This window comes from Pseudomonas sp. yb_5, from assembly GCF_043103865.1.
Taxonomy (GTDB): domain Bacteria; phylum Pseudomonadota; class Gammaproteobacteria; order Pseudomonadales; family Pseudomonadaceae; genus Aquipseudomonas; species Aquipseudomonas putida_Y.
The window spans coordinates 1-21,074 of record NZ_JBICKE010000078.1 but is presented as its reverse complement, the minus strand read 5'-3'; the positions used below and the strand labels follow the sequence as shown (position 1 = coordinate 21,074).

Sequence of the window (21,074 nt, the reverse complement as noted above, 5' to 3'; positions counted from 1 at the left end):
GAGCAGGACAAGGTCAAACTGGAGCCCTCTGCCCTGGCCGGCGTACCGGGTATGCTACGGGTGCTGCAAGCCGACGAGTACCTGGCCCGCCAACGCTTCACCCCAGCCCGGCTGCAACAGGCCACCCACCTCGTCTGGGGAACGGGGGGCAGCATGGTGCCGGAAGATGAGTTCAACGCCTATCTGGCCAAAGGGCGCAGCGAGCAGGCAAACGTGTAACCGAAGCGCCGGTTCGCAACGCCGTTGCAGTGCCTCAGGCCATCAGCAAGGAATGCCCGCCAGCGGCCACACAGGTGCTGGCGTCGCTTTGACCATATTGCGTTTTCGCGCCCACTGGGTCAGTGCGGCCATCAGGGCAAAGCCAAGCAGGATCATCACCGGATAGGCCAACAGCAACTCGGTCAACGAATACTTCCAGGCCAGTGGCCGACCGACGCCCAGCATCGCTGCATATAACCAGGAAACACCTGACAGTGCACCAGAAAACAGCGCAAACATCCGCACGCCTATATTCAGGTCAAGCAAAGAACCGGCCTTGAGCAAGGCAGGCAATACATAACGATGCAACAACATGCCATTAAAGGTCAGGAGCAAGACAATAATGACTTTTGCGTGAAGTTTGGGATTGGCGAAATAACTCATGCCCTTTTCAAGGTAATCGATACCAATGACCGCGGCACCGGTAAGCCACAAGAATATCAAGGCATTGGCAACGGACGCCTGCAATCGCGCCATGTGCTTACCGTCATGGCTGGCCTGTTGATGCCCCTTCAACAAGTCCCTGACCATCTCGGCATCGCTGGTAAATACCAGGCCGATGGCGATACAACAGGCCAGTAAATGAACATAAATGACCGACAACCGCACCAGTTCCATGGATTCTTTCTGCCCGAACAGGCTAATAATTGTATTAAACTCCACGTCGAATTCTCCACGTAATGCATCAGCGCTAGATGGCCTTGCAACAAGCACGCGTGCGACTTGATCGCACCGGGAAGACCAAATTCATATCGTTAATTGAAACAGCGAATGGTTACTCAATTGCACACAGTGGCTCAACCGTTGAGCCTCGGTTGGGCATGGCGTTACTCCATCGTCAGAGGTAAAAAAGCCCCGTGTGCATCCCTGCGATTCAGATCAAGTTGAACGTCCATTACGTTCTGGGGAGAGGTGCGAAGTGCGCTGTTTGAAGAACACACTTGCTGGCAAATATGAGCGACCCACTGGCAAATCGTTCATTTCTTGAGCAAAAGCACCGACCAGCGGTATTTAAAGCCGTATTAGTTAGTTTACTAACTTCTTGCAAGCTGACCGGATGGTAAGTTTTAAAGACCCGTGGATCCAAACTCCGCGACAGGCCATTTAAGTGCTCTATTTCGCTGAGTAGTGAACGACTACCCAGTCAATGCACCAGAAGCAACTGGCTCAATACCGCCCGCAGTTTCCCGGGTTTCACAGGTTTGTTCAGTAGCGGCGCCCCTAGCTTCTGCAAGCCACGCCGGCACTGATCGCTGCGGTCTGCGGTAATGATCACTGCCGGTATGGCAGTCGCAAAATGCTCACGCAGGTTCCTCACCACCTCGCAACCCACCACGCCATGGTCCAGGTGGTAGTCGGCCAGGATCAGTTCCGGGGCTCGCCCCTGCAACGCCAGCAAGGCGCCCTCCTGGTCGGTAGCCGTAACCACTTCGCACCCCCACTGCCCCAACAGCGCGCCCATGCTCTCGAGTATGCTCACTTCGTTGTCCAGCACCAGCAGGCGGCGGCCCGGTAGCGGATTACCGGCGCTGGGCAGCGGCACAGCCTGATGAACAGCCAGCGGCACTTCTTTGCCAAGAGGTACCTCGATGCTGAACACCGAGCCACGCCCCGGCCACGAGCGCACTTCGATCCGGTAACCGAGAATCTTGGCGATCCGTTCAACGATGGCCAGCCCCAGGCCGACACCCTTGCGATCGGCAGCGCGGCCAACGTCCAGTTGGTTGAACTCGAGAAAAATGGCCTGCAGCCGATCCTGCGCGATGCCTCGCCCGGTATCCCACACCTCCAGCCGCAGCTGGCCGCCGCGGCGCCTCGCCCCGAGCAGGATCCGCCCCTCGTCGGTGTACCGGCAAGCGTTGCTGAGGAAGTTGCGCAGAATGCGCGTCAGCAGCCGCAAGTCAGTGCTGATGGCGTAATCGGCTATGCGTGCACGCAGCTTCAGGCCTGCAGCATCGGCCACCGAGCTGAACTCCGAGACCAGCGGCGCGAACACCTCGTCCAGGCGGTACACAGCCACGTCCGGCCTGACGGCCGCCTGGTCGAGCCGGGAAATGTCCAGCAGGTCGGTCAGCAGGTCTTCCGCGCCCTCCAGGGCCTGGTGGGTACGCTCCACCAGCACATGCTCGGCCTCTGGTAATGGCCGCTCGCGCAAGGTCGAGATCAGCAAGCGCGCGGCGTTCAACGGCTGCAGCAGGTCATGGCTGGCGGCAGCGAGGTATTTGTCCTTGCTGCGGTTGGCGGCTTCGGCGGCATCACGCGCCTCCAGCAATTCATCGGTACGCGCAGCGACCCGTTGCTCCAGTTCGTCATTGAGCTGTTGCAGGCGTTGCTGGGCCAGCTTGCGTTCGGTGATGTCGGCAACGAACCCCTCCACCAGCCCTTCATGGCCGGGTTTTAGCAGCAGGTTCATCAGCACATCGAGATGGCTGCCGTCCTTGCGCCGCAAACGGGTTTCGTAGCCGTGCAGGCTGTGCTCACGGGCGAGCACCGCCGTGATCGCCTGCAACTCCTCGGCACCGCCATCAAACAGGTTGGCGGCCAGGTCCGTCAGGGAAAAAAGCACCGCTTGCGGGTCGTCGTAGCCAAGCATGCGGGCCAGCGCCGGGTTGGCGGCACGCATGCCGTCCTGAAGGCTGGCCTGGAAAATCCCGTGCACGGCGTTTTCGAACAGCCATTTGTAACGGTTGCGCTCGGCTTCCAGTTCGTCCAGGCGGGCAGACAGCTCCGGGTAATGGCTTTTGCGCGCCGAGTGGTCACCCAGCCCCAGCAGCCCGGCCAGCGCCCGCTGCTGCTCGTCAGAGGGCCTCGCCATAGACCACCTCGACATCACGCTGGCTCGACGCACGGGGGTTGGTGAGGATGCACGGATCGTCCATTGCGTGTTGCGACAGGAACGGGATATCGGACGTGCGCACCCCGTGCAGGCCCAAGGTTTCATGGAAGCCAATGGCATGCTTCAGGGCAGTCAAGTGCTCCACCAGGCGCCCACAGATCTGCCGTTGATTGAGACCACGGCAGTCGATCCCGAACACCTCGGCGATCACCTTGAAACGCTCCGGCGCCGAGCTGTAGTTGAACGCCACCACGTGTTCCACCAGCACCGCGTTACACAAGCCATGGGGCAAGTCGAGGAAACCGCCCAGGCTGTGCGACATGGCGTGCACGGCGCCCAGGATCGCATTGGAGAACGCCAGCCCCGCCTGCATGCTGCCGAGCATGATCTTCTCGCGCAGCGCAATATCGGTGGGGTTGGCGATCATCTCCACCAGGTTGCCATTGATCAGGCGCATGGCTTCCAGCGCATGGGGATCGGTCAGCGGCCCGTGGCCGGTAGACACGAAGGCCTCGATGGCATGCACCAACGCATCGATGCCGGTGCAGGCCGACAGGAATGGGTCCATGCTCAGGGTGGTCTGCGGGTCGATCAGCGACACGTCCGGCACCACCGCCTTGCTGACGATGGAGAACTTCATGCGTTCCTGCTGGTTGGAAATGATCACGAACTGCGACACGTCCGCCGAGGTGCCGGCGGTGGTCGGGATCAGGATCAGCGGCGGGCTGGGCACGCGGATCATGTCCACGCCTTCGAATTCGAGGATGCTGCGCCCATGGGCAACCACGATACCGATGGCCTTGCCGCAATCCATCGGGCTGCCGCCACCGACGGCGACGATCACGTCACAGTGGTTCTGCCGATAGATTTCGGCGCCGAGCATCACCTCCTCGACCCGCGGGTTGGGTGACACCGCTGTGTACAGGCAATAGTCGATGCCTTGGGCCTGCAGGCTGGCCTCCACATCCGCCACCCAGCCGGCGGCGATCACGCCAGGGTCGCTGACCACCAGTACCTTGCGCGCACCGAAGGTTTTGGCGTAATTGGCCACGTTGTGCCGGCAGCCGGCACCAAAGATGATTTCAGGCGATACGAACTTGCGAAGGGGGCTGAAACTCTGGCTCATCGGTAAGCCTGTTCTTATTGTTCTGGAAGATAAACGCCAGCGTAAAGCATCCCACCACGAAAGCAACCAGACCAAAGCGGGGCTACCGGTCATTCTATCCAGGATTTGGCGCGGGCCACCTCCAGAAACGCCAGTACGTCCTCTTCGAGCCCCGGTACATCGGGGAAGCGTTGTGCCAGGCGGTCGATGACCGTTGCCACGGTACTGTGGCCGTCCAGCAGCGCCAAGACCCAGCCGGCACTGGCATTGAGCTCGATGATGCCCCCGGCGTACAACAGCACGTGGCAAGCCTTCTGTGGCTCCCAGCCCAGGCGCAAGCCTCGCCCCAAGGCAAGGGCTTGCTGGCGATCAATCAGGTTCACAGGCACATGCTCCAGGAGGATCCGGCCACCATGGCGATGGCCGGGCCGTCATCAACGGTTGGCGAAATACATCGTCACTTCGAAGCCAATGCGCAGGTCGGTGTAGGCGGGTTTAGTCCACATAGGGCAAGTCCTCTTCTTGTGCCGGAGGATTCCGGTAGATGCATTAATGCACGGGGGCGCACTGGACCGAATGCTACTTTGGAACGAGCTTGCGGGGTGCGTTGGTACGGGTAGGCCATGCATGTGCCGGCCCTTTTGCGGGCTCGCCCGCACCCACAGGTTCTTCACCGGTTCTGGAACCAACGGTGAACCTGTGGGCGCGGGCGAGCCCGCGAAGGCCGCGACGCGGTCTAGAAGAAGCCCAGCGGATTGATGTCGTAACTCACCAGCAGGTTCTTGGTCTGCTGATAGTGGTCGAGCATCATCTTGTGGGTCTCGCGGCCAACACCGGACTTCTTGTACCCCCCGAACGCCGCATGCGCCGGGTACAGGTGGTAGCAGTTGGTCCACACTCGCCCGGCCTTGATCCCGCGGCCCATGCGGTAGGCACGGTTGATGTCGCGGGTCCACAGGCCGGCGCCCAGGCCGAATTCACTGTCGTTGGCGATCGCCAGCGCTTCGGCTTCGTCCTTGAAGGTGGTCACGCCCACCACCGGCCCGAAGATTTCTTCCTGGAACACGCGCATCTTGTTGTTGCCCTTGAGCAGGGTTGGCTGAATGTAGTAACCGCTGGCCAGGTCACCCTGCAGCCGCTCGGCACCACCGCCGGTGAGCAGCTGCGCACCCTCCTCCCGGGCAATTTCCAGGTACGAAAGGATCTTGTCGTACTGTTGCTCGGACGCCTGGGCACCCACCATGGTTTCGGTATCCAGCGGGTTGCCGCGGGTGATCTTGGCGATCTTCTTCATCACCTCGGCCATGAACGGTTCGTAGATCGACTCCTGGATCAGCGCCCGTGACGGGCAGGTGCACACCTCGCCCTGGTTGAAGAACGCCAGCACCAGGCCTTCGGCAGCCTTCTCGATGAACGCCGGCTCGGCCTGCATGATGTCTTCGAAGAAAATGTTCGGCGACTTGCCACCCAGTTCGACGGTGGACGGGATGATGTTCTCGGCCGCGCACTTCATGATGTGCGAGCCCACCGGGGTGGACCCGGTGAAAGCGATCTTGGCAATGCGCTTGCTGGTGGCCAGCGCCTCGCCGGCCTCACGGCCAAAGCCCTGGACGATGTTCAGTACGCCTGCCGGCAACAGGTCGGCGATCAGTTCGGCAAAGACGGTAATCGACAGGGGCGTCTGCTCTGCGGGCTTGAGCACCACGCAGTTGCCAGCGGCCAAGGCCGGGGCAAGCTTCCAGGCGGCCATCAGCAGCGGGAAGTTCCACGGGATGATCTGCCCCACCACACCCAGCGGCTCGTGGATGTGATAAGCCACGGTGCCTTCGTTGATCTCGCCTACGCCACCCTCCTGGGCGCGGATGCAACCGGCAAAATAGCGGAAGTGGTCCGCTGCCAGCGGCACGTCGGCATTCAAGGTTTCGCGTATGGCCTTGCCGTTGTCCCAGCTTTCGGTAACCGCCAGCACTTCCAGGTTCTGTTCGATGCGGTCGGCAATTTTCAGCAGTACCCGCGCACGGTCTTGCACCGAGGTCTTGCCCCAGGCTTCGGCGGCGGCATGCGCGGCGTCCAGGGCGCGCTCGACGTCCTGGGCCGTGGAACGCGGGAATTCGGCAATCGGCTGGCCATTGACCGGCGAGCTGTTGGTGAAGTACTGGCCAGCCAACGGCTGCACGAACTCGCCACCGATGAAGTTGCCATAACGGGGTTTGAAGGATACGACGGCGCCTGGAGTTCCGGGTTGTGCGTAGATCATGCTGAGCCTCTGCGGGTCGGTGCCTGTCCCACGACAGGCGATGCACCGATGGTAACAAGCCCGCGTGCCGGGCGAATGCATCGTTGGCAGCGGGGCTCTCGTCATTTGGTAGTAGGCTCTGTACGAAAAGTCTTGAGACGCAGGTCAGGCAAGGCGAAAACAGCCGAGGAACGGCCGGGGTCGCGCCCGACTGTACTGAAGTACATGAGCACTCCGAGGCGGTTTTCAACGCAGCATGAACAAGTATCAAGGCTTTTCGTCAGAGCCTAGGGCCGCTTGCTACCGATCAGCGGCAGCAAGCGGCAGTAGGCAGGCGTTAGGGCTTGGTGCTCGCGGTTTGCTGCAACTGCTTGGGCAACTTGAAGGTCCAGAGCATGCCGCCCTGGTTGAAGTCCTTGACCCGTTTGGCCACTTCGCCACCCCACAGCGGCACCGCACCGCCCCAGCCGGAGACCACCGAAACGTACTGCTCGCCGTCCATTTCCCAGGTGATGGGCGAGCCCAGCACGCCTGACCCGGTCTGGAATTCCCAGACCTTGTCGCCGGTCTTGGCATTGAATGCCTGCAGGAAGCCCTCTGGCGTGCCCGTGAACACCAGGTTGCCCTTGGTGGTCAGCACACCGCCCCACAGCGGCGCGTAGTTCTTGTGGCGCCACACTTCCTTGCCGCTGACCGGGTCGATGGCGCGCAGCACGCCGATGTAGTCTTCATTGAGCGGCTTGATGGTGAAGCCGGCACCGAGGAACGCCGCACCTTTCTTGTAGGCGATGCCTTCGTTCCAGATGTCCATGCCCCACTCGTTGGACGGCACGTAGAACAGCCCTGTGTCCTTGTTGTAGGCCATCGGCATCCAGTTCTTGGCGCCGAGGAAGGCCGGGGCGACGAACACCGAGCTGCCCTTGGCCTCGCTGCCGGGTGCGCCCGGGCGGCTGGCGTCGTTGTAGATCGGCCGGCCGTCCTTGTCCAGGCCCGTGGCCCAGGTGATCTTGTCAACGAACGGGAAGCCGCGGATGAACTTGCCGTTGGTGCGATCGAGCACGTAGAAGAAACCGTTGCGGTCAGCCGTGGCGGCAGCCTTGACCTCCTTGCCGCCGTCCTTGTAGTTGAACGAGATCAACTCGTTGACGCCGTCGAAGTCCCAGCCGTCATGCGGCGTGCTCTGGAAGTGCCACTTGATGGTGCCGTCGTCCGGGTTCAGCGCCAGGCGTGAGGAAGAGTACAGGTTGTCACCGGGGCGAAGGTGCGAATTCCACGGCGCCGGGTTGCCGGTACCGAACAGGATCAGGTTGGTTTCCGGGTCGTAGTAACCGCCCAGCCAAGGCGCTGCGCCGCCGGTCTTCCACAGGTCGCCAGGCCAGGTCTTGCCCGCCTCACCGCCGGAAATGCCGTTCTCGATCGCCTTGCCGTCCTTGTACACATAGCCCATGTGCCCTTCCACGGTGGGACGCATCCACAGCAGTTCGCCGTTCTCCGGGTTGTACGCCTGGATCTTGCCCACCACGCCGAACTCGCCGCCGGCAACGCCTGTGATCAGCTTGCCATTGACGATCATCGGCGCGGCACTGATGGAGTAGCCTTCTTTGTGGTCGGCAACCTTCTTGCTCCAGACCACCTTGCCGGTGTCCTTGTTCAGGGCCACCAGCTTGGCGTCCAGCGTGCCGAAGAACACCAGGTTGCCGTACAGTGCGACGCCGCGGTTGATCACGTCGCAGCAGGGGCGGATGTCATCCGGCAGACGTGCATCGTATTGCCACAGTTTCTTGCCAGTGCGGGCGTCCACGGCGAACACCCGCGAGTAGGAGCCGGTCAGGTACATCACCCCGTCCTTGATCAGCGGCTGGGCCTGCTGGCCGCGCTGCTTCTCCCCGCCGAAGGAGAACGCCCAGACCGGGCGCAGCTCCTTGACATTATTGACGTTGAGCAGGTCCAGCGGGCTGTAGCGCTGGCCCTGCACGCCCAGGCCATTGGTCACGATCTGCTGCGGGTTCTTCGGGTCCTGGAGGATGTCTTCATTGCTGACAGCGGCGTGAGCCGCGCCGGCAAGCAGCATGGCGCTGAGCACCAGGCTCACGGCGAACAAGGGGCGACGTGGGGATCGGGTCATGACGGCTACCTTTGGTTTTTTTGTTGTGCCCGGGAAAATTTCCCGGTGTGTCGGGAATTCTTGGTCCCGACCCGATTGCCAACAATTGCCCGCAGTGCGGAGTTTTCTAGTTCCTTGGTAGGGGTTGGGTTTGCCCGTCCTGTTCAACCAGAAACTGCTTGAGTCAATCTGCCCTGCCTTGGATAACTGCTCCCCCAGGCAAACGCCGTACGCCGCCAAACCACCACACAACTCCCGCTCCAATCACGGTAGTCAGCACTGCAAGCAGCAAGATAACCCCTTGCGCCCCCACCGGCGCCGCCAGTATTCCCACCAGCAAGCCCGCCAACGGTTGCGACAAGTTGTTGAGCAATGTGACCACTCCCACCGTCTTGCCAAAGTCCTGGGTCGGAATTACCCGCTGCCGAACATTGCGCATATAGACATTGAACATCTTGTCGAAACCGACAATCAGCAAAAACCCCAGCACATACCCTGCAAAGTTCGGACTCAAGGCACTGATGAAAGCGCCGGCGGCAATCATCAAGTAGCCCACGCCACCCATTACCCGTAACGGCAGCACCACCCGGGCGAGAAAGAACAGGATCACGATAGTAGTTACTGCGGCAGCCGCCTGCAGCCATGCGTAGGTGTCCTTGCCAGCGCCATGCTCGCCGAGCACCATGGCCGCCGAGGTTGCTAAGGTGACCCCGACGATCAGGTTGACGCCGACGGCCAAGGTGATGATCTTCTTCAGTTCGGCCTGTTCGCCAATATGCCTGAAGGCGATACGCACGGGTTGGAACCAGATATCACGATGCTGCTCGTACACCGGCAGGGTGACCTGGCTGGCGCGCTGCCATGCCCGCATGCTCAGGTCGGCCAGCAGGAACAGTCCAGCAGTCCATAGCACTACCCAGTGCCATGCCATAAACTCCAGCAGCGCAGCTGCCACCAGTGGCCCGAGTACCAGGCCCGTCTGGTCAGCGATCTGAGAATAGGCGAGGGTCTTGGTGTAGTTGTAGTGCTGGAAGATATGCGGCATCACCACCTCGCGGGCCATGATGCCCTGAGTGGTCAGCCCCCCACACAGCGCCGACAGTACCACCAGCCAGGCAAGACCGCCGAACAGGGCATGAAGTCCCATCGCCAACAAGCACAGCAATGCCCGGTAAACTTGGCTAATGTGCAGGATCTTGATGGGTGAGAACTTGTCGCACAGTGCGCCGCATACCGGGAAGGCGAGAAAACGCGGCAGCGACTCGACAAAGAACGCCAGCCCTGCCCAAGCGACGCTGTTGGTGGCCTGGAACACTACCAGCGGCACGATGAACAACAGGATCTGGTCTGCCAGGCGCGAAAGAAACAGCGAAATGAAAAAGGCCAGGTAATCCTTGCGCATGCTGAACTCCTGTAAGAAGCAAGAAAGAGACCTTGCCAAACCTCAATAGGCCGAACCCAAACGGTCGTTGAGGTTGTGTTTCTCGTCACCACGCAACGGTGGGTTGAACACACTGACCAGGATCAAGTCCTGCTCCTTGCCGCCGCGTAGGTAGTGCCGATCATGCTGGTCGAGTACATACACATCACCGGGACGTATCGGGTAGACATTCCCCTGCATGTCCTCGACCTCGCCTTCCCCGGCTATGCAGTAGCACGCCTCCAAATGGTTCCGATAGTGCAACAGCGATTCAGTGCCGGCACGAACCACCGTGTGGCAGAGGGTAAATCCCATGGCATCACGTTCGGTGAGTAGACGATGGCTAGTGCCGGCGCCCCACTCCACGTAGTAGGCGGTTTTCTCCACGTCGGACCTGCTGCGGATGAACATGTGAACCTCTCTGGGTATAAGGAATTGAATGAAGAGTCATGCTTGGTCATGACTACCATTGCGCAAGGTCGCTTCGCCGCAAGCCAGCATCGCGTCGCTCCAGGCCAGATCGCGATGCGCGGCGATGGCCTGGATGTCACACCAATGGCGCTGGAGTGGATGCCCTGCCGCCAACGAAGAGGCACCGAGCCGTCCTACCAGACGTTGCACCGCTTGCACGCACTGCCTCGCCAAATAGGCACGGTCGCGGCGTAACCGCAGCAGTTGACAGGTACTCAGGGCTTGATCGTGAATGCCTGCTTCATGCAACCGCGATATCAACGAGTCATAGAGAAGGCCAGCGCTGTGCAATTGTGCGGCCGAGTGAGCGACCTGCTCGGCAATCCTTGGGTCGCTGGCCAGCGAGTCAGTGAGCGCCGAGACGAACGCATCATGTGCCCCCTCCGCGCAGCCAAACAACGGACCGATGATCGAAGTAGCCAGAAAGGGCGCCAATGGCAAACGGTCGATGTAATCGATCTCCGGTTTGAATGGGCGTTGGGCGAAGATTTCATGCAAGGCGAAAACCCGCTCGTGTGGCACCAGCAACTGGTGAGCCTGAACGTCGTGAGAGCCAGTTGCGGCCATGCCGCAACTGTCCCAGCTGTCGATTCGCTCAATATCCTGCGCGGCGACCAGTACGAGAAAACGTGGAGTGTGCCAGGCAGCCGGGTGGTTCTGACAAGGTGCATTGAGCATCAACCACGTCGCGTCTTCGATCCCTGAGCTGAACCGCCAGCGCCCGTTCACCCTTATGCCGCACGCCTCGTAGCTGAGCTGGCTGTTGGCGCTGGTGGACGCCGAGGCGAACAGCTGCCGGGGGCCGTCAGCGTACATTTGATCCTGGCATGCCGGGGGTAAACGTCGAGCGATGCTGCTGTGCCCACCCACCAAGGCCATCACCCAGCCGGTGGAGGCGCAGGCCCTTGCGGCAATGCGTGCGCTCTCCACCACTGTTGGCCAATGTGAGCTGCGGGTTGCAGGCGCTCGAGGCGACAACAGATCCAGCCACTCACCGGTGAACAGTTCGTTGAATGTATCGCGGCTCAAACGACGGTCTTTCTGCGCTGCTCCCGCTCGCTCGCGCCACCTTGACAGGTGTTGCAGTGCCCGTTGGCAGGGCGCGGGTTGGGCGGCGCGATGCAATACCTGTTGAACGTTTTCAGACATTGGCCGGCACCTCGACTTGGTTACCATGGAGCACCACCGAACCCAGTCGCGAACCTTCAAAGCAGAAGCCCGGTGGTTGCACAACCGGGCCTAGCAGCTTGAGGAATCGTTCAATCCGCTGTTCGTCGTCCGAGGCCACAAACTCGCAGAAATTACTGCTGCTCCACAGCAGGTGGACGTGCTTGAAGCGAGCCGACAGGGCGCCTACCAGTTCTTCCATGGTGACCTGACCGTTTTGCATCTGCACGAGCATCTGCTGGCGTTTCCAACGGATTTCTTCCACTTTGAAGTAGCGGATCTTGAATACTTCGTCCTTTATCTTCTCTCGTCGCAGATACTCTTCTGAATCGGGGTGGTTGAGCTTTTCGAGGAAAAATGCCAGCCCGCTGGGCTTCAGAAAACGCTTGATGTGGGCGATTTGTTGCGCGCGGTTACGGTTATAGAACTGGAATGCGGCCATTTCGTATATGAAATCGAATCCCTGGCTGAACGCTTTATATTCCGGCTTTTGCAGCAGCTTCGTGTTCATTTTGAAGAATGAGTGCGGGTAGAAGTGTGATAAGGCTGGGTCGGCATACTGCTCGAAGGCTATCTGGTTGGCACGGTTGGGCGACGAGGTGAGGCTATGGATCAGGCCTTGGGATTGGCCAGCCAAAGCACGACCATTACTACCATCGAAGGCGTCCACCTCGAATATGCTGTAGCGCTGGCCGGCCCTGGGCGGGTAGGCCGAGACCAGTCGGGACAGCGTCACGCCAATCCTGGAGAGTTCCTCAAGGACGTACGGTACGCTAGCTAGAAAATGCGAAAACAGTGGGCCCGCCCCCGCAAGCAGGCGGTCGTGGTACTCGAGTACCTGAGGGTCGTCGATCTGTGACTTGAGGTGGCTGTCCAGAGACTGCGACGGAACTTGGCTCGCGCCAGTCGCCAGGCTGTGAAAATGCTCGGCCAGTTTCAACATGGCGCTTTGATGGAGGTCGTGGTCAAGACTGGCGTCGTCCAACGATTGCTGCGGAAAAGCGTTCATGTGTCTCTCCTGCTGTCAGATCAGCCCTCTGGCGCTGAATTTGCCTGAATCGGTTTTTGGCAAGGCCTCAAGGAACACGTAATAAGCCGGCACCATGTGCCAGTCCAATTGGGCTATGCAGTGATCACGCAGGGATTGCTCAATGGTCTGTATATGGTCAGTTTCGAGCACAACATAGGCCTTCGGTACGTGCCCGGCCGATTCGTCTGCGACCGGCACCACTAATACCTCGGCAACCGCCGGGTGTGACGCCAAACATTGTTCAATTTCCCGCGGGTTGACCTTCCAGATATTGCGGGAAAACACGTCATCCTTGCGTGCCACGTAGTAGAGATAGCCTTGGGCGTCTCGCTTGAACAGGTCACCTGTGCGAAACAGGCGCGGGTGGCCGAATGCATTGTGTAGGAAGGCCATGGCATTGGCCTCGAGCATGTTCCAATACTCGAGCATCAGGTAGTCGCTGGTTACCAGCAGTTCGCCGACCTCCCCAGGCTGGTCAATGGCCCGCCCTCGCTCGTCCACCAAGTACAAGAGACGCCGGGCAGAGGTTTGCCCACCGAGGCTGGGCGCTGATCGAGCTCCTCAGGAGGCAGGTAACTGACACGTTTGCATTCCGTGAGCCCGTAGTTGGAAAAGATCCGTACCCGAGGCAAAGCTTGCCGAATCTTCTGGATATGACGGGTGTAGAGAGCCTGGCCACTGCTGGATATATAACGCAGGCTGGGCACCCGAGCGTCCCAATGCGGGCCGGTATTGGCCAACAGGAAAAATAATGGAGGAAACACATGCACGGCGGTTACCTCCTCCCGTTCAACCACTGCGAGTATGTCCTCGGCAGTAGTGGCCGGCTGGCTTTCAATCACGCTGGTGGCGCCGATTACCAGCGGCATCATCACGTTGTAGACACCATAATCGGAGGCCAGAGTCGAATAACTGAGGACGCGATCATCTGGGGTGTTCTGCTGGTAGGCGGTGACTTGGCGTGAGGCAGCCAACATGATTCGGTGGTTGACCAGCACGCCCTTCGGATTGAAGGACGATCCGGATGTATAGAATATCGACGTAGACCTTTCGGGGTCTTCAATCAATGGCGGATGCCTCGTAGCAGCCTTTTGCGAAGGTCTGGAGAGGGCATCGGACATTTGAATGACCTGAGGCGGGAGCACAGCGCTCGGGGTCGTGAGCAGCACCCATTCAAGCCCAACGGCCTTGATAAGGCCCGGAAGGTCGTCGGTGCAGTCAGTGATCAGCAACCGAGCGCCTGAATGCTTGAGTTGATGAATCAGCCTGGCACGGCTCAGGGTATGATGGATAGCAGCAGTAACTGCTCCGGCTTGCAGAATGCCCAGATAAGCAGCTACCAGTTGTACGGAAATTGCCGAGTACAGACCCACACGATCGCCTGGAGCAATTCCCAGGGTTGGCAGGATAGATGCGATATCATCCGCTTGTTGTTGCAACACTCGATAGGAAGTTGCTACACCGTCTAAAACGATTGCTGACTTGCTTGGGTATGCATTGGCATTGTCCGCAATGACTTTATGAAACAAAGGCATGGCTCGATATCCTCTCAATCCCTTGCTCGGGTGCTAACGGCGCTTTCTTGCGCTCACAAAAATATAAGTACCTTACAGCTGCAGGCAGAAACTCGAAGGTCGTCGATTTCAGTAAGTTGGCCGTGCGGGTTATCTAAAAATCAATAGCAACTGACATACTCTGTCTTACCGATTTTGGAAAGCGGCACCACTCACTCTGATGATTTCCTTCAAAAGGTGTGCATAGCCTGCAAACAGGTTCAGAATATTTATGCACTCAAGACTTCAGACAGACAGAGAGGAACAGAGACAACCACTACAAATAGTTACAGAGGTATGACAACGAAAAAACATAAAAACACCACTTATATTTGCTTGACACCCACACCACCAACAAAAACCAAACATATCGACAAGCAAAATCCTCCACCACAAAAGTTATCACGTCAAGGCGACTCTAAATAAAGTCAGGTCATTTTTGTCACTATTCAGTGACATTGTTCGCACACCAGGAATTTGAAATATTTTGTTATCAGAAGTATCTGACAGATATTTGGAAGATCCAAGAAAGTTACCCCACCCGTTTGCAACGAGCAGCGTTTAAACGTGGCATGAACGCCCGCCCGAACAATACCTTTACCAGGCCACTGGGAGTCGCGAACTTCTCCGCACCTCTCCAACCTGTAGTGGACAATATGCTACTCGACAGTGTTCCATGAGCAGCATTCCACCGACCCGACTCGGCTCTCAAGCCACGTGGATCATGGCTGCTGCACGACAGCGCGCCGCCTCGGTGACGGGCGTACTCCATAGAGCAGCGCGTTCCGCCATCAGATTGGGGGCCTGGTATCGATGCGCCGGAGTTGCTGACGCTCATACCGGGGGTACAGGTGGCTGACACTGCGGATCAGCTCATAACGCGTCAGGCTGATCCCGGCAAACCGTTCGGGAATGGGGCTGCGGATCATCTCGGCCATGTCGTCACCGCGCGCCGCGCCATCACGCATCAGGCCATCGAGCCAGCCCAGGTAGTCACGCATCTGCACGAACGGCTGCGCATCACTGGCCACCGGGCCATGCCCGGGTACCAGCTGTTTCCAGGGCAGTGCCTGCAGGGTATCCAGGTCCTTGAGCCACACGTCCAGCCCCGGGCTGTTGGGCGTGGTCAGGGCGCGTTGGTAGAACACCAGGTCGCCGGCGAACAGCACCCCGGTCTTTTCATCGAAAATCGCCAGGTCGGCACCCGTATGCCCGCCCAGCCCCAGCAACCTCAGTCGGTGCCCACCCACCTCATGCACGCCTGGCTGCAGCACCCGGGTCGGCAGCACCACCTCGGTACCGCGCATCCAGTCGCCGACCAGGCGATACATGTTCTCGGCCATGGCATCGCCTTGCTGGCGCAGCAGGTCGCGGGTGCCGGCCAGGGCACCGATCGGCACATCGGCAAAGGCCTGGTTGCCCAGCACATGGTCAGGATGATGATGGGTCAGCAGCACCTCCACTACCGGCTTGTCGGTGAGGGTGGCAATTACCTTGCGCAATGCCTCGCCATAGCCCTTCGACGGCCCGCTGTCGATCACCACCACACCGCTGTCGGTGACGATGAACGCGGTGTTGACCACATTGCCGCCATTGGCCTTGGCGAAATTGTCGGTGCTGCCTTCCAGCAACCAGGTGCCCTCGGCGATCTGCCGGGGTGTGAGCCGGTACGCCAGATCAGCCTGGGCCGGCAGCCCCAGGCACAACAGCAACAACAGGATCCAACGCATGATGGTGCCTCGGGTCAGGGTGAAATCAGACAACGCGCTCAGGGCAGCGCCGCCTCGAACTGGTTGCCGCTGTTGTCCCGCAACAGCAGCCGTGTTGGCCCGGGGCCCTGAATGTCAAAGCCCAGGTTGGGGTTTTCGCTGACCGCCGGATACAGCTCCAGGCTGGCCAGGCGCTGGCCATCTGCACCTTGCAACTCGGCATGGTTGAGAAAGAATTCAGGAATGCCGCTGACCAGGCCGTTATCCATCGGGTGGGCCACCTGCAGGCGCAGGCGGCTGCTATCACCACGCGGGTAGCGCCCGCCCAGCACCTCACCGAGGTGCTCCTCCCAGCCGGGCTGGGTGCGCACCGCGCTGGGTGCGGTACAACCGCCGCCGGCAGCATCGATCAGGGTCGAACCGACGTGCCACAGGCCATCGCGTGTCAGTACGGCGGCGCGCAACGGTGTGGCCTGTTCGATGCGGATGCGGATCGACAACCAGGGCAACACGCGCTCACCGGGCTGAAAGTCGACGATGCGCGGCAGAGGGTTCAGCTCTGCCCAGGCGATAATCCGCACCACCTCGCCCGTGAACGCCCGGGCGTCGATCTCCAGCGGTACCTGCCGTGCATCCTCGGCAAAGGGCGGCGCCAGAAGCTTCACACGGTCATCGAACACGAACGCCGCCTGCCCCAGCAACTGCTTGTGGTAGAAGTCCCACATCACGGAAGGCACCGGGTCTGTGTGGGTGCCTTGTGTCGCAGCCTGGGCGGCCCAGGGCATCCAGCAGGCCAGCAGGAAAGTTGCTCGCCAGTTCATGGCCACTCCTATTGATACATCTCCGGGACCTCGTAACGCAGGCCGTATGCGGCATACATCGCCTTGAGCCGGCCATCGCGAATCATCGCCTCCATGGCCTCCTCCACGGCATAGGCCAGCTGCCGGTTGCTCTCATGCACGGCCATGCCGATTTCCCAAGCCTGTTTACCGAGGTTCGGGTAGGCGTTTTCTGCCAAGGCCAGTTGCGCATCGGCGGCCTGGTGCAGCTGCCAGTCAACCTCGCCGCGCATCGCCATCACTGCGTCCACCTGGCCGGACTGCATCGCAGCAAATGCCTGTTGCACGCTGGGGTAATGGTGGGTCCTGGCGCTAAGCATGCCGTTGAACACCGACGTCAGGTAAAACGACGGCACGCTGTCCACCTCGACCCCGACAGGATGCTGCTGGAATACCGCGACACTGGCCACCGACGGCAGGCGACGGCGATCGTAGGCCACCTGCCAACGCTCCTCCTGATAGGGGCCGAACATCACCACCTGGGCGTTTTCCAGCTCACCCAGCTCGTTGCGCCGCTGCGCGTAGGCGCGATCGTAAGGCACCCGCATCATCAGGTCGGCCAATTGCTGATGACGCAGCGGGCTGCCGCGCCAGATGTAGTCGCGCAGGTCATCGTCGAGCTTTTCTCCGGGTGGCGCCCAGATTAACTGCAGGCGTACCCCCAAGGCCGTGGCCAGGGCCTGCGCCAGTTCCACATCGACACCACGCGGCTGGCCGTGGTCCTGGAAGCTGTAGGGGGCGAAATCCTTGTACACCGCCACCTTGAGCTCGCCGGCAGCGATGATCGCGTCGTAGTTGCGCACCTGCGCCTGGGCCGCCGCGCAACACAGCAGCAGGCCACTCAACAACACCGCCCACAGACGCATGGCCGTCACTCCTCGACGTGCACGCTGTCCAGGTAGGTGCGCACCGCCCACAGGGCTTCCTGACTGAGGTAATCGGCCATCTTCGGCATGTACACGCGGCCGTCGCGAACCGCGCCGTGGCGTACCCGCTCGACGAACCATTCATCGCCAGCATCACCTGCATCGAGCATGCGCAAGTCAGGGGCGATACCACCAGACTTGGCCTCCAGGCCATGGCAGGCGGCGCAGTTCTGGTTGTAGGCCGAGGCGCCGATTTCCACCGCCTTGTCGTGCTCGGGTGAGCTGCGGTAAGGGTTGACCGCCGCCCAGCCGTCGTCGTCCAGGGTCACACCAGCGTCCTTGATCGGGGTCAGGCCCTTGGTCTCCACTGCCTGGGGCACCACGTTGCCATGGGCCCAGGCTGTACCGGTCAGCACGGCTGCGGCCAGCACTCCAGCAGCAAGCAACACATTGCATTTTGTTGTCATTGTTATGCCCTCACCATTGCACACAAAGCCTCAACCACAGAGGCCGTGCCGCCATCTTAGAAACACCCCGCGGGCGACCGAATGCTGCTTTGGTGTCCGGGCCTTAATCCCTTGGTAGTAGGGCTTGTGGCGAAGGGCCAATTGAGGTGCCGTGCGGGAACTTTTCCCGGCAAGGGCGGGACTTTTTCCGTATCCCGCGATAGCCGCTGCGCCCCACCCTGTGCAGGCCAAAACCTCCACTGGGAACTGCAACCATGACAATAAGATCGCTACCCGCCCTTTCCCCGCTGGCCCTGAGCGTGCGCGTCCTGCTGATGGCCGGTAGCCTGGCCCTGGGCAATGTGGCAACAGCGGCCAGCACACCCGCTGCACCTGCCGGCAAGAACGTCACCTGGGAAGACATCGCCAATGACCACCTGACCACCCGGGACGTGCTGCAGTACGGCATGGGGACCAATGCCCAGCGCTGGAGCCCGCTGGCCCAGGTCAATGACAAGAACGTGTTCAAGCTGACCCCGGCCTGGTCCTACTCCTTCGGCGACGAGAAGCAGCGCGGCCAGGAATCCCAGGCCATCGTCAGCGATGGCGTGGTCTACGTCACCGGCTCGTACTCGCGGGTATTCGCCCTCGATGCCAAGACCGGCAAACGCCTGTGGACCTACAGTCACCGCCTGCCCGACAACATTCGCCCCTGCTGCGACGTGGTCAACCGCGGCGCGGCGATTTACGGCGACAAGATCTACTTCGGCACCCTCGACGCGCGGGTCGTCGCCCTCGACAAGCGCACCGGCAAAGTGGTGTGGAACAAGAAATTCGGCGACCACAGCGCCGGCTACACCATGACCGGTGCGCCAGTGCTGATCAAGGACAAGACCAGCGGCAAGGTGCTGCTGATCCACGGCAGCTCCGGCGATGAATTCGGCGTGGTCGGACAGTTGTTCGCACGCGACCCGGACACCGGCGAAGAAGTGTGGATGCGGCCCTTCGTCGAAGGCCACATGGGCCGCCTGAACGGTAAGGACAGCACCCCGACCGGTGACGTCAAGGCGCCTTCCTGGCCAGACGACCCTACCACCGAAACCGGCAAGGTCGAAGCCTGGAGCCACGGCGGCGGTGCCCCTTGGCAAAGCGCCAGCTTCGACCCCGAAACGAACACCATCATTGTTGGCGCTGGCAACCCCGGGCCGTGGAATACCTGGGCGCGCACGTCGAAGGACGGCAACCCGCATGACTTCGACAGCCTGTACACCTCCGGCCAGGTCGGTGTCGACCCGAGTACCGGCGAAGTCAAGTGGTTCTATCAGCACACCCCCAACGATGCCTGGGACTTCTCCGGCAACAACGAGTTGGTGCTGTTCGACTACAAAGGCAAGGACGGCAAGGTGGTCAAGGCCACCGGCCACGCCGACCGCAACGGCTTCTTCTATGTGGTCGACCGCAACAACGGCAAGCTGCAGAACGCCTTCCCCTTCGTCGACAACATCACCTGGGCCAGTCATATCGACCTGAAGACCGGCCGCCCGGTGGAAAACCCCGGCCAACGCCCGGCCAAGCCGCTGCCGGGTGAAACCAAGGGCAAGCCGGTGGAAGTCTCGCCGCCGTTCCTGGGCGGCAAGAACTGGAACCCCATGGCCTACAGCCAGGACACCGGGCTGTTCTACATCCCCGGCAACCAGTGGAAAGAGGAATACTGGACCGAGGAAGTGAACTACAAGAAGGGCTCGGCTTACCTGGGCATGGGCTTCCGCATCAAGCGCATGTACGACGACCACGTCGGCACGTTGCGCGCCATGGACCCGACCACCGGCAAGCTGGTGTGGGAACACAAGGAACACCTGCCACTATGGGCCGGTGTGCTGGCGACCAAGGGCAACCTGGTGTTCACCGGCACGGGCGACGGCTTCTTCAAGGCCTTCGACGCCAAGACGGGCAAAGAGCTGTGGAAGTTCCAGACCGGCAGCGGCATTGTCTCGCCGCCCATCACCTGGGAACAGGACGGCGAGCAGTACATCGGCGTGACCGTCGGCTACGGCGGTGCGGTACCGCTGTGGGGTGGCGACATGGCCGAGCTGACCAAACCGGTGGCTCAGGGGGGCTCGTTCTGGGTGTTCAAGATCCCGAGCTGGGACAACAAGACTGCACAGCGTTGACCTGCAGCGGGGAGCGGCTTGCGCCCCTCCCCGCTTCTGCCCTTCTCCTGCCCAGAGGCTTTCGCCATGAATTACCTGCCCTTTACCTTGCTGCTGGCGCTATCCCCCGCCCTGGCAGTGAACGCCGACGACGCCGGCAACGATGCCCCCTTGACCATCAACGGCTGCGTGATTGCCGAAGCCAGCCAGTGCCCGGGGGCCAACCTGCGCGGCGCCAACCTGGCCAACCAGGACCTGCGCAAGATGAACCTGGCCGGTGCCGACCTGCGCGATGCCGACCTGCGCCATGCCCAGCTGGACCTGGCAAATCTGGAAAAAGCCCGCCTGCAAGGTGCCAACCTGACCCGCGCCAGCTTGCAACAAAGCAATCTGCGCCTGGCCGACCTGAGCAACAGCAAGCTGGTGGCCATTCAGGGCTGGGGCTTGTTCGCCCAGGGCGCACAATTTGAAAAGGCGGACCTGCGCGCAGCCTATCTGCAGTTCGCCAGGCTGTCCGGGGCAAAGCTGCAGCAGGCCAACTTGCAGGCGGCGGACCTGGAGATGGCCTGGTTGAGCAAGGCTGACCTGCAAGAGGCCAACCTGGGCGATGCCAATCTGCAGGAGGCCAAGTTTGGCCAGAGCAACCTGGCACGCGCCGATTTGCGCGGGGCGCGGCAGCATTACGGGAATTTTCAGGAGGCCAACATGGATGGGTGCAAGGGGTGCCCTGAGACCTGGGACAAATGAGGGGCCTGTAGGCGCGGGTTTACCCACGAAAGGGCCGGGCCTGCTGGCCAATTTCCACCTGCCGTTCACTGTTGCGGGCGCTACCGTATTCGCGGGTAAACCCGCTCCTACACACAGATCGGTGGTGGACACGCATC

Annotated in this window: 19 protein-coding genes and 1 pseudogene; 3 read left to right on the top strand and 17 right to left on the bottom strand. The window is 60.7% G+C overall.

The window, feature by feature from the left end; all coding sequences use genetic code 11:
• Positions 1-219, top strand: a pseudogene (locus tag ACF8GF_RS12805) (D-serine dehydratase); the annotation flags it as partial.
• Between the two features lie 42 nt (positions 220-261).
• Here the strand turns inward: ACF8GF_RS12805 and ACF8GF_RS12800 are convergent.
• From ACF8GF_RS12800 to pedF, 17 genes are all read right to left on the bottom strand, one after another.
• Positions 262-876, bottom strand: coding sequence for a hypothetical protein (locus ACF8GF_RS12800; protein ID WP_021783997.1), 615 nt, complete (start codon positions 874-876; stop codon positions 262-264).
• Between the two features lie 526 nt (positions 877-1,402).
• Positions 1,403-3,073 carry a NahK/ErcS family hybrid sensor histidine kinase/response regulator gene (locus ACF8GF_RS12795; protein WP_392487569.1) on the bottom strand — a complete coding sequence of 557 codons (1,671 nt, stop codon included), beginning with the start codon at positions 3,071-3,073 and terminating at the stop codon, positions 1,403-1,405.
• Complete coding sequence (gene ercA / locus ACF8GF_RS12790; RefSeq protein ID WP_021783999.1) at positions 3,057-4,220, bottom strand: alcohol dehydrogenase-like regulatory protein ErcA; 1,164 nt, start codon at positions 4,218-4,220, stop codon at positions 3,057-3,059. Before ercA ends, ACF8GF_RS12795 begins: the two co-directional genes overlap by 17 nt.
• Positions 4,221-4,309: 89 nt before the next feature.
• On the bottom strand, positions 4,310-4,582 hold the full coding sequence (pqqD, locus tag ACF8GF_RS12785; RefSeq protein ID WP_019751154.1) for a pyrroloquinoline quinone biosynthesis peptide chaperone PqqD: 273 nt from the start codon (positions 4,580-4,582) through the stop codon (positions 4,310-4,312).
• A gap of 51 nt (positions 4,583-4,633) precedes the next feature.
• Positions 4,634-4,705 carry a pyrroloquinoline quinone precursor peptide PqqA gene (pqqA, locus tag ACF8GF_RS12780; RefSeq protein ID WP_003243383.1) on the bottom strand — a complete coding sequence of 24 codons (72 nt, stop codon included), beginning with the start codon at positions 4,703-4,705 and terminating at the stop codon, positions 4,634-4,636.
• Positions 4,706-4,935: 230 nt separating this feature from the next.
• Positions 4,936-6,456, bottom strand: a complete 1,521-nt coding sequence (locus tag ACF8GF_RS12775) for an aldehyde dehydrogenase family protein (RefSeq protein WP_003254088.1) — start codon at positions 6,454-6,456, stop codon at positions 4,936-4,938.
• A 316-nt stretch (positions 6,457-6,772) separates the two neighbouring features.
• Positions 6,773-8,560 carry a PQQ-dependent alcohol dehydrogenase PedH gene (pedH, locus tag ACF8GF_RS12770; RefSeq protein ID WP_392487568.1) on the bottom strand — a complete coding sequence of 596 codons (1,788 nt, stop codon included), beginning with the start codon at positions 8,558-8,560 and terminating at the stop codon, positions 6,773-6,775.
• 163 nt (positions 8,561-8,723) lie between these two features.
• The gene (locus ACF8GF_RS12765; RefSeq protein WP_392487567.1) at positions 8,724-9,941 is read right to left on the bottom strand and encodes an MFS transporter; all 1,218 of its coding nucleotides are present in this window, start codon (positions 9,939-9,941) and stop codon (positions 8,724-8,726) included.
• 42 nt (positions 9,942-9,983) lie between these two features.
• Complete coding sequence (locus ACF8GF_RS12760; protein ID WP_176684102.1) at positions 9,984-10,370, bottom strand: ectoine synthase; 387 nt, start codon at positions 10,368-10,370, stop codon at positions 9,984-9,986.
• Positions 10,371-10,406: 36 nt separating this feature from the next.
• Complete coding sequence (locus ACF8GF_RS12755; protein WP_392487566.1) at positions 10,407-11,579, bottom strand: hypothetical protein; 1,173 nt, start codon at positions 11,577-11,579, stop codon at positions 10,407-10,409.
• Entirely contained in the window at positions 11,572-12,606 is a 1,035-nt protein-coding gene (locus ACF8GF_RS12750; protein WP_176684104.1) for a class I SAM-dependent methyltransferase, read from the bottom strand. The genes ACF8GF_RS12755 and ACF8GF_RS12750 overlap by 8 nt, the downstream gene beginning before the upstream one ends.
• 15 nt (positions 12,607-12,621) lie before the next feature.
• On the bottom strand, positions 12,622-13,038 hold the full coding sequence (locus ACF8GF_RS12745) for a hypothetical protein (protein ID WP_392487565.1): 417 nt from the start codon (positions 13,036-13,038) through the stop codon (positions 12,622-12,624).
• Positions 13,039-13,070: 32 nt separating this feature from the next.
• Complete coding sequence (locus ACF8GF_RS12740) at positions 13,071-14,162, bottom strand: AMP-binding protein (protein ID WP_392487564.1); 1,092 nt, start codon at positions 14,160-14,162, stop codon at positions 13,071-13,073.
• An 809-nt stretch (positions 14,163-14,971) separates the two neighbouring features.
• On the bottom strand, positions 14,972-15,910 hold the full coding sequence (locus ACF8GF_RS12735; RefSeq protein ID WP_392487563.1) for a quinoprotein relay system zinc metallohydrolase 1: 939 nt from the start codon (positions 15,908-15,910) through the stop codon (positions 14,972-14,974).
• A 38-nt stretch (positions 15,911-15,948) separates the two neighbouring features.
• Complete coding sequence (locus ACF8GF_RS12730) at positions 15,949-16,710, bottom strand: quinoprotein dehydrogenase-associated SoxYZ-like carrier (protein WP_392487562.1); 762 nt, start codon at positions 16,708-16,710, stop codon at positions 15,949-15,951.
• An 8-nt stretch (positions 16,711-16,718) separates the two neighbouring features.
• Positions 16,719-17,594 (bottom strand): ABC transporter substrate-binding protein, encoded by an 876-nt coding sequence (locus tag ACF8GF_RS12725; protein ID WP_209966622.1) that lies wholly within the window; start codon positions 17,592-17,594, stop codon positions 16,719-16,721.
• Positions 17,595-17,599: 5 nt separating this feature from the next.
• The gene (gene pedF / locus ACF8GF_RS12720; RefSeq protein ID WP_176684107.1) at positions 17,600-18,061 is read right to left on the bottom strand and encodes a cytochrome c-550 PedF; all 462 of its coding nucleotides are present in this window, start codon (positions 18,059-18,061) and stop codon (positions 17,600-17,602) included.
• 254 nt (positions 18,062-18,315) lie between these two features.
• Between pedF and exaA the strand changes: the two genes are divergently transcribed.
• Together exaA and ACF8GF_RS12710 are read left to right on the top strand one after the other, a co-directional pair.
• Complete coding sequence (exaA, locus tag ACF8GF_RS12715) at positions 18,316-20,211, top strand: quinoprotein ethanol dehydrogenase (RefSeq protein WP_392487561.1); 1,896 nt, start codon at positions 18,316-18,318, stop codon at positions 20,209-20,211.
• Positions 20,212-20,277: 66 nt separating this feature from the next.
• Positions 20,278-20,937, top strand: a complete 660-nt coding sequence (locus tag ACF8GF_RS12710; RefSeq protein WP_392487560.1) for a pentapeptide repeat-containing protein — start codon at positions 20,278-20,280, stop codon at positions 20,935-20,937.
• Positions 20,938-21,074 lie beyond the last annotated feature (137 nt).